The sequence below is a fragment of the Bradyrhizobium uaiense genome (assembly GCF_010811875.1).
Classification (GTDB): domain Bacteria; phylum Pseudomonadota; class Alphaproteobacteria; order Rhizobiales; family Xanthobacteraceae; genus Bradyrhizobium; species Bradyrhizobium uaiense.
In genome coordinates, this window is sequence record NZ_VKHP01000370.1 from 1 (window position 1) to 6,766 (window position 6,766).

The window sequence follows — 6,766 nt, forward strand, 5'->3', positions numbered from 1 at the left end:
CCAGCTGTTCGATTGCGCCGAGCTGCTCGGTCGTGGCTTCGTCCCGCGCGGCAACCGGCTCGCGATCCTCACCAATGGCGGCGGGCTCGGCATCCTCGCAACCGACCGGCTGGCCGACTACATCGTGATGGTGCGCGGCCGCACCCGCGCGTTCCTCGCCGGGCCGCCGCTGCTCAAGGCCGCCACCGGCGAGATCGCGACCGAGGAGGAGCTCGGCGGCGCCGAGATGCACACCCAAATCTCCGGCCTCGGCGATTACCTCGCCGAGGACGACCGCGATGCGCTGCGCATCGCGCGCGAGATCATGGCCAAGCTGCCTTGGGATCGGCCGGCGCCGGAATCGGCTACATTCAAGCCGCCGCGCTATTCCGCCGAAGAACTGCTCGGCATCATGCCGATGGACCACAAACGGCCCGTCGACATGCGGCAGGCGATCGCACGCTTCATCGATGATTCCGACTTCACCGAGTTCGGCGCCAATTACGGCCCCGCGACGGTCTGCGGCCATGCACGCATCGAAGGGCAGGCGATCGGCATCATCACCAACAACGGACCGCTCGACGTGCCCGGGGCCAACAAGGCGACGCATTTCATCCAGGCCTGCTGCCAGTCGCGCACGCCGATCCTCTACATGAACAACACCACCGGCTACATGGTGGGCCGAGCCTATGAAGAGGCCGGCATGATCAAGCACGGCTCGAAGATGATCCAGGCGGTGACCTCGGCGACGGTGCCGCAGATCACGCTGTATTGCGGCGCCTCGTTCGGCGCCGGCAATTACGGTATGTGCGGCCGCGGCTTCCATCCGCGCTTCTGCTTTTCCTGGCCCAACGCCAAGACCGCCGTGATGGGCGGCGAGCAGGCCGCCGAAACCATGGCGATCGTCACTGAAGCTGCGGCGGCGCGGCGCGGCAAGCCGATCGAGAAGGAGAAGCTGGAGGCGATGAAGGCGCAGATCACCGGCGTGTTCGACAGTCAGATGGACGTGTTCTCGACCAGCGCCCGGGTGCTCGACGACGGCGTGATCGATCCGCGCGATACGCGGACGGTGCTCTCCGAGGTGCTTTCGATCTGCCGCGAGGCCGAGGCACGCACCCCGCAGCGCATGCAGTTCTCGGTGGCACGGCCATGAGCGGTGCCATCGTGAAGCGGACACCGTTCTTCAAGATCCTGATCGCCAACCGCGGCGAGATCGCGCTGCGCATTATGCGCTCGGCGCGGCGGCTCGGCTATGGCGTCGTCGCCGTCTATTCGGACGCCGACCGCGATGCGCTGCATGTCCGCGAGGCCGACCAGGCGGTACGGATCGGCGAGGCGCTGCCGGCCCAATCCTATCTGAAGATCGACGCGATCATCGCAGCCGCCAAGGCAAGCGGCGCCGGCGCCGTGCATCCCGGCTATGGCTTCCTCGCCGAGAACGAGAACTTTGCGCAGGCCTGCCGCGATGCCGGGCTCGCGTTCATCGGCCCGTCGCCGGAAGCGATCCTGGCGATGGGCAACAAGGCCGGCGCCAAGGACATCATGAGAGAAGCTGGCGTGCCCTGCGTGCCCGGCTATCAAGGCGCCGACCAGAGCAATGCGGTGATGCTCGCGGAAGCCAAGTCCATTGGTTTTCCGGTCATGATCAAGGCGGTCGCCGGCGGCGGCGGCCGCGGCATGCGCCTCGTCGCGGACGCCGCGGCGTTTCCCGATGCGCTGCGCAGCGCGCGATCGGAAGCACAGGGCGCGTTCGGCGATCCCACCGTCATCCTCGAGCGCGCGATCGTCGATCCCCGCCACGTCGAGATCCAGGTGTTCGGCGATCGCCATGGCAACGCCATCCATCTCGGTGAGCGCGATTGCTCGGTACAGCGGCGGCACCAGAAGCTGATCGAGGAGGCGCCGTCGCCGGCGGTGACGCCGGAGTTGCGCGCGCGGATGGGCGCGGTCGCCGTCCAGGCGGTCAAGGCGATCGGCTACGAGGGCGCCGGCACACTGGAATTCCTGCTCGATCGTGCCGGCAATTTCTACTTCATGGAAATGAACACGCGGCTGCAGGTCGAGCATCCCGTCACCGAGGCGATCACCGGGCTCGATCTGGTCGAATTGCAGCTTCGTGTCGCCCGGGGTGAGCCGCTTGGCTTGCGGCAGGAAGACATCACCTTCTCCGGTCATGCGATCGAGGTGCGGCTGTGCTCGGAAGATGCCGGGCATGACTTCATGCCGCAATCCGGAACCATGGCGCGGTGGCAGATGCCGGAGGGTATCCGCGTCGAGCACGCGCTGCAGTCCGGCTCGGAGATCCCACCGTTCTATGATTCGATGATCGCGAAGTTCGTCAGCCACGGCGCCACCCGCGACGAAGCGCGCGGCAAGCTGATCTCTGCCCTGGAGCAGGTCACGGCCTTCGGCGTCACCACTAACCAGGGTTTCCTGATCGACTGCCTGCGCCATCCGGTCTTCGCCAAGGGTGAGGCGACCACAGCCTTCATCGGCAATCACCGCGACGTGCTGCTGGCGCCGCGGCCCGATCGCGGCAGCGACCTCGCGCTCGCGGCGCTGCTGCTCTACGTCACCAATCCGCACGCCCCGCCATGGCAGCGCGGGCGGTCGCTGGCCGCGACATTCCCGCTCGGCTTGCAGATCGACCTCGGCCACGGCGTGCAGGAGATCGAGATCGTCCGCGAGCGCGACGGCAGCTACCTCGCGACCAGCAATGGCGATCGCTTCAGCTTCGTGATCGACGAGCTCGGCCAGGACAGCATCCGCTTCCATCACGATGGCCTGATGGAGCAGGCTAGATATCTGCGCGATGGCGATGGGCTCCACATCCTGCATCGCGGCGTTACGCTGTCGGTCCGCGATCTCACGCTCGCGCCGCCGGAGAGCGCGTCCGCCACCGGCGGCGACGGCAAGGTCCGCGCCGCCATGAACGGCCGCGTCGTCGCGGTGCTGGTCAAGGCCGGCGACAAGGTCGCGGCCGGCCAGCCGGTGATGACGTTGGAGGCGATGAAGATGGAGCATGTCCACACCGCCGGCGTCGCGGGCACGGTCTCGTCGATCGATGTCGCCGAGGGCGAACAGGTGACGACCGGGAAGATCGTGGTGGAGATCGAGGCGGCGGCGTAGATCGATGTCGTCGCATAAGCACTGTCGTCCCGGCGAAGGCCGGGACCCATAACCACGAATGTTTGTTGACGGGACGATCTCTGACCGCTTGCCCATTCCCTTGGCTGCGGCGTATGGGTCCCGGCCTTCGCCGGGACGACGATGAAATTATTCTCCACGCCCCGTCCCGTCGTTCAGCCAGCACGCGACCTGATGCGCGGTGCCGGCCGCTTGCAGCGCCGGGCGTTCGGTCTTGCAGCGATCGATCGCATAGCGGCAGCGGGTGTGGAAGGCGCAGCCCGAGGGCGGGTTGATCGGGCTCGGCACGTCGCCGTCGATCAGGGGCGCGGTGCGCCTGGCCTTCGGGTCGGCGATCGGCACCGACGCCAGCAGCGCCTGGGCGTAGGGATGGCGCGGGTTGGCGAACAGCTCGTGCTTGTCGGCGATCTCGACGATGCGGCCGAGATACATCACGGCAACGCGGTGGCTGATATGGGCGACGACCGCGAGATCGTGGGCGATGAACAAATAGGAGAAATTCTGCTTGCGCTGCAGATCGATCAAAAGATTGATCACCTGCGCCTGGATCGAGACGTCGAGCGCGGACACCGGCTCGTCGCAGACGATCAGCCGCGGCCCGAGCGAGAGCGCGCGCGCGATGCAGATGCGCTGGCGCTGGCCGCCGGAGAATTGATGCGGAAAATTCTTCATCTGGTCGGGCCGCAGCCCAACCTGTTGGAACAGCTCCGCGACGCGCTCCTGCTTCTTTGCACCGGTCGCGAGGCCGTGCACGGTCAGCGGCTCGCCGACAATGTCGCCGGCCGTCATGCGCGGGTTGAGCGAGGCGAACGGATCCTGGAACACGATCTGCATCGAGCGGCGGTATGGCCGCAGCGCGGTCTTGCTCAGCGGAGCGATGTCCTCGCCATCGAGCTTTATCGCGCCGCTGGTCGGCTCGACCAGCCGCAGCACGGTGCGCGCGACCGTCGACTTGCCGCAGCCGGATTCACCGACCAGGCCGAGCGTCTCGCCGGCGCCGAGCGCAAAGCTGACGCCGTCGACCGCATGCACGGTGCCGACCTGCCGACGCAGCACGCCGCCGCGCACCGCATAGTGCTTGACGAGATCGGTGACCTCGAGGAGCGGACGCTGTTCGGTCATGACGCCTCCGCGATCTCGCCGGCGCGCCAGCATGCCGCCCAGTGATTGGGTTTGACCTCGTCGAGCGGCGGATACTCTTGCCGGCAGCGGTCGATCGCGAGCTTGCAGCGCGGCGCGAAAGCGCAGCCGGGCGGCAGGTTGGTCAGCGACGGCACCATGCCGGGTATCTCGTTCAGCCGCGCGTCGCTCTCTGCGCCGAGCGCGATCACGGCCGGCATCGAGGCCATCAGCCCGCGCGTGTAAGGATGCAGCGGCGTCTCGAATAGCGACTCGACCGTCGCCTCCTCGACCTTCTTGCCGGCATACATCACGATCACGCGCTGCGCGGTCTGCGCGACGACGCCGAGGTCATGGGTGATCAGGATCAGCCCGGTGCCGAGCCGCTGCTGTAGGTCGACGATCAGCGCCAGGATCTGAGCCTGGATGGTGACGTCGAGCGCCGTGGTCGGCTCGTCCGCGATCAGGAGTGCGGGCCGACAGGCCAGCGCCATCGCGATCATGGCGCGCTGGCGCATGCCGCCGGAGAGCTGATGCGGATATTCCTGGGCGCGGCGCTCCGGTTCGGGGATGCGTACCAGCCGCAGCATGTCGACGGCCTGTTTCCGGGCTTCCTTGCTGCTCACCTTCTGATGCAGCCGCACCGCTTCGATGATCTGGTCGCCGATCCGCATCACCGGGTTGAGCGAGGTCATCGGCTCCTGGAAGATCATCGAGATGCGGTTGCCCCTGATGGCGCGCATCGCGGCATCGTTGAGCCTCAGGAGGTCGGTGCCTTCGAGCGTCACCGAGCCGCCGACGATGCGGCCGGGCGGATCGGGCACCAGGCGCATGATCGAGAGCGCGCTGACGCTCTTGCCGCAGCCGGATTCGCCGACGATCGCGAGCGTCTCGCCGCGGCGGACCGTGAACGAGACGTCGTCGACCGCGCGGAACAGGCCGGAATTGGTGAAGAACACCGTCTGCAGGTTCTTCACATCGAGAACCGTTTCTGCCGGAAGTGCCTCGCTCATCAGCCGCGCTGCCTCGGATCGAGGATGTCACGCAGCGCGTCGCCGAACAGGTTGGTGCCGAACACCGCGAGACTGATCGCAATGCCGGGAAAGATCACCAGCCACGGCGCGGTGCGGACATATTCTGCGGCGGATTCCGACAGCATGCGGCCCCAGGATGGATAAGGCTCGGGAATACCGAGGCCGAGGAACGACAGCGACGCCTCGGTCAGGATGGTCGAGCCGAGTTGCGCAGTCGCGAGCACGATCAGCGGCGCGACGGTGTTCGGCAGCACGTGGCGCAGCGCGATCCGTGTCTCGCTCATGCCGATCGACTTGGCGGCCTCGACAAACGGCTGCTCGCGCAGCGCCAGCGTGTTGGCGCGGATCACGCGGGCTACGGTCGGGATCAAGGGAATGGCGATCGCCAGGATCACGTTCGGCAGCGACGGGCCGAGCGCCGCGGTCATGACAAGCGCGAGCACCAGGAGCGGCAGCGATTGCAGGATGTCGGTCACTCGCTGGAACACGAGATCGACCCAGCCGGAGAGATAACCGGAGGTGAGGCCGACGATCACGCCGAGCGTGGCGCCCAAGGTCGCGGAGCCGATGCCGACCGCAAGCGAGATCCGCGCGCCGTGGATGATGCGGCTCCAGACGTCGCGGCCGAAGGAATCGGTGCCGAACCAGTGCAGCATGGAGGGCGCGGCCAACCGGTGCGCGGAATCGACGGTGAGCGGATCGTAGCGGCTGATGACGTCGGCGAAGATCGCGGTCAGCACGAACAGCAGCATGATGATCAGGCCGATCGTGCCGAGCACGTGGCGCTGTGCGAGGAAGACGAGCCGTCCCCAGCCGCCGGTGGCGTTGGCCCCGGCGCGCCGCAGTTCGCTGTCGAAGTTGACCGTCGTCACGCGGCTAGTCTCTTTCCCCCTCGCCCCGCTTGCGGGGAGAGGGTTGGGGTGAGGGGGAGTCTCCGCAAGCTCGGTGGGAGTTGGATTCGCGGTGAGCCCCCCTCACCCGGATCGCATCTCCGATGCGATCCGACCTCTCCCCGCAAGCGGGGCGAGTTGAGAGCTGGGCTCGGCTTTTGACCAACGTTGTCATGCTAGTCTCCAAACCGGATGCGCGGATCGATTGCCGCATAGAGCATGTCGACGATGAAGTTCACCATCACCACGACAACCGCGATGAACATCACGAGGTTCTGCACGATCGGGTAATCGCGCCAGCGCAGCGCCTCGACCAGGAAGCGGGCGATGCCGGGGATGTTGAACACGGTCTCGGTCACGATCAGGCCGCCGATCAGGAACGCCGCCTCGATGCCGATCACGGTGATGACAGGCAGCACCGCATTCTTCAGCGCGTGGTGGTAGTTCACGGAGGCCTCGGAGGCGCCCTTGGCGCGCGCGGTGCGGATATAGTCCTGGCGCAGGATTTCCAGCATGGACGAGCGGGTGATGCGCATGGTCAGCGCCGCGCTGCGGAAGCCGACCGCCATCGCCGGCACCGCATAGATAGTAAAAGCC

Annotated in this window: 6 protein-coding genes; 2 read left to right on the plus strand and 4 right to left on the minus strand. The window is 66.9% G+C overall.

Features of this window, described 5'->3' with window-relative positions; translation table 11 throughout:
* Positions 1-1,132 (plus strand): acyl-CoA carboxylase subunit beta (locus tag FNJ47_RS43825; protein ID WP_283811374.1); only part of this gene is annotated, 1,132 nt, incomplete at its 5' end.
* Positions 1,129-3,108, plus strand: coding sequence for an acetyl/propionyl/methylcrotonyl-CoA carboxylase subunit alpha (locus tag FNJ47_RS43830; RefSeq protein ID WP_163162716.1), 1,980 nt, complete (start codon positions 1,129-1,131; stop codon positions 3,106-3,108). The genes FNJ47_RS43825 and FNJ47_RS43830, both read left to right, overlap by 4 nt.
* Positions 3,109-3,255: 147 nt before the next feature.
* Here the strand turns inward: FNJ47_RS43830 and FNJ47_RS43835 are convergent, their stop codons facing one another.
* From FNJ47_RS43835 to FNJ47_RS43850, 4 genes are all read right to left on the minus strand, one after another.
* The gene (locus FNJ47_RS43835) at positions 3,256-4,248 is read right to left on the minus strand and encodes an ABC transporter ATP-binding protein (protein WP_163162718.1); all 993 of its coding nucleotides are present in this window, start codon (positions 4,246-4,248) and stop codon (positions 3,256-3,258) included.
* Complete coding sequence (locus FNJ47_RS43840; protein ID WP_163162720.1) at positions 4,245-5,258, minus strand: ABC transporter ATP-binding protein; 1,014 nt, start codon at positions 5,256-5,258, stop codon at positions 4,245-4,247. Before FNJ47_RS43840 ends, FNJ47_RS43835 begins: the two co-directional genes overlap by 4 nt.
* On the minus strand, positions 5,258-6,151 hold the full coding sequence (locus tag FNJ47_RS43845) for an ABC transporter permease subunit (protein WP_163162722.1): 894 nt from the start codon (positions 6,149-6,151) through the stop codon (positions 5,258-5,260). The genes FNJ47_RS43840 and FNJ47_RS43845 overlap by 1 nt, the downstream gene beginning before the upstream one ends.
* A gap of 194 nt (positions 6,152-6,345) precedes the next feature.
* On the minus strand, positions 6,346-6,766 hold a 421-nt coding region (locus tag FNJ47_RS43850; RefSeq protein WP_163162724.1), incomplete at its 5' end, for an ABC transporter permease.

Bases quoted from the DNA above. Each gene is read 5' to 3' on its own strand.
- FNJ47_RS43830 (WP_163162716.1), top strand. From the start codon at position 1,129: ATGAGCGGTGCCATCGTGAAGCGGACACCGTTCTTCAAGATCCTGATC.
- FNJ47_RS43835 (WP_163162718.1), bottom strand. From the start codon at position 4,248: ATGACCGAACAGCGTCCGCTCCTCGAGGTCACCGATCTCGTCAAGCAC.
- FNJ47_RS43840 (WP_163162720.1), bottom strand. From the start codon at position 5,258: ATGAGCGAGGCACTTCCGGCAGAAACGGTTCTCGATGTGAAGAACCTG.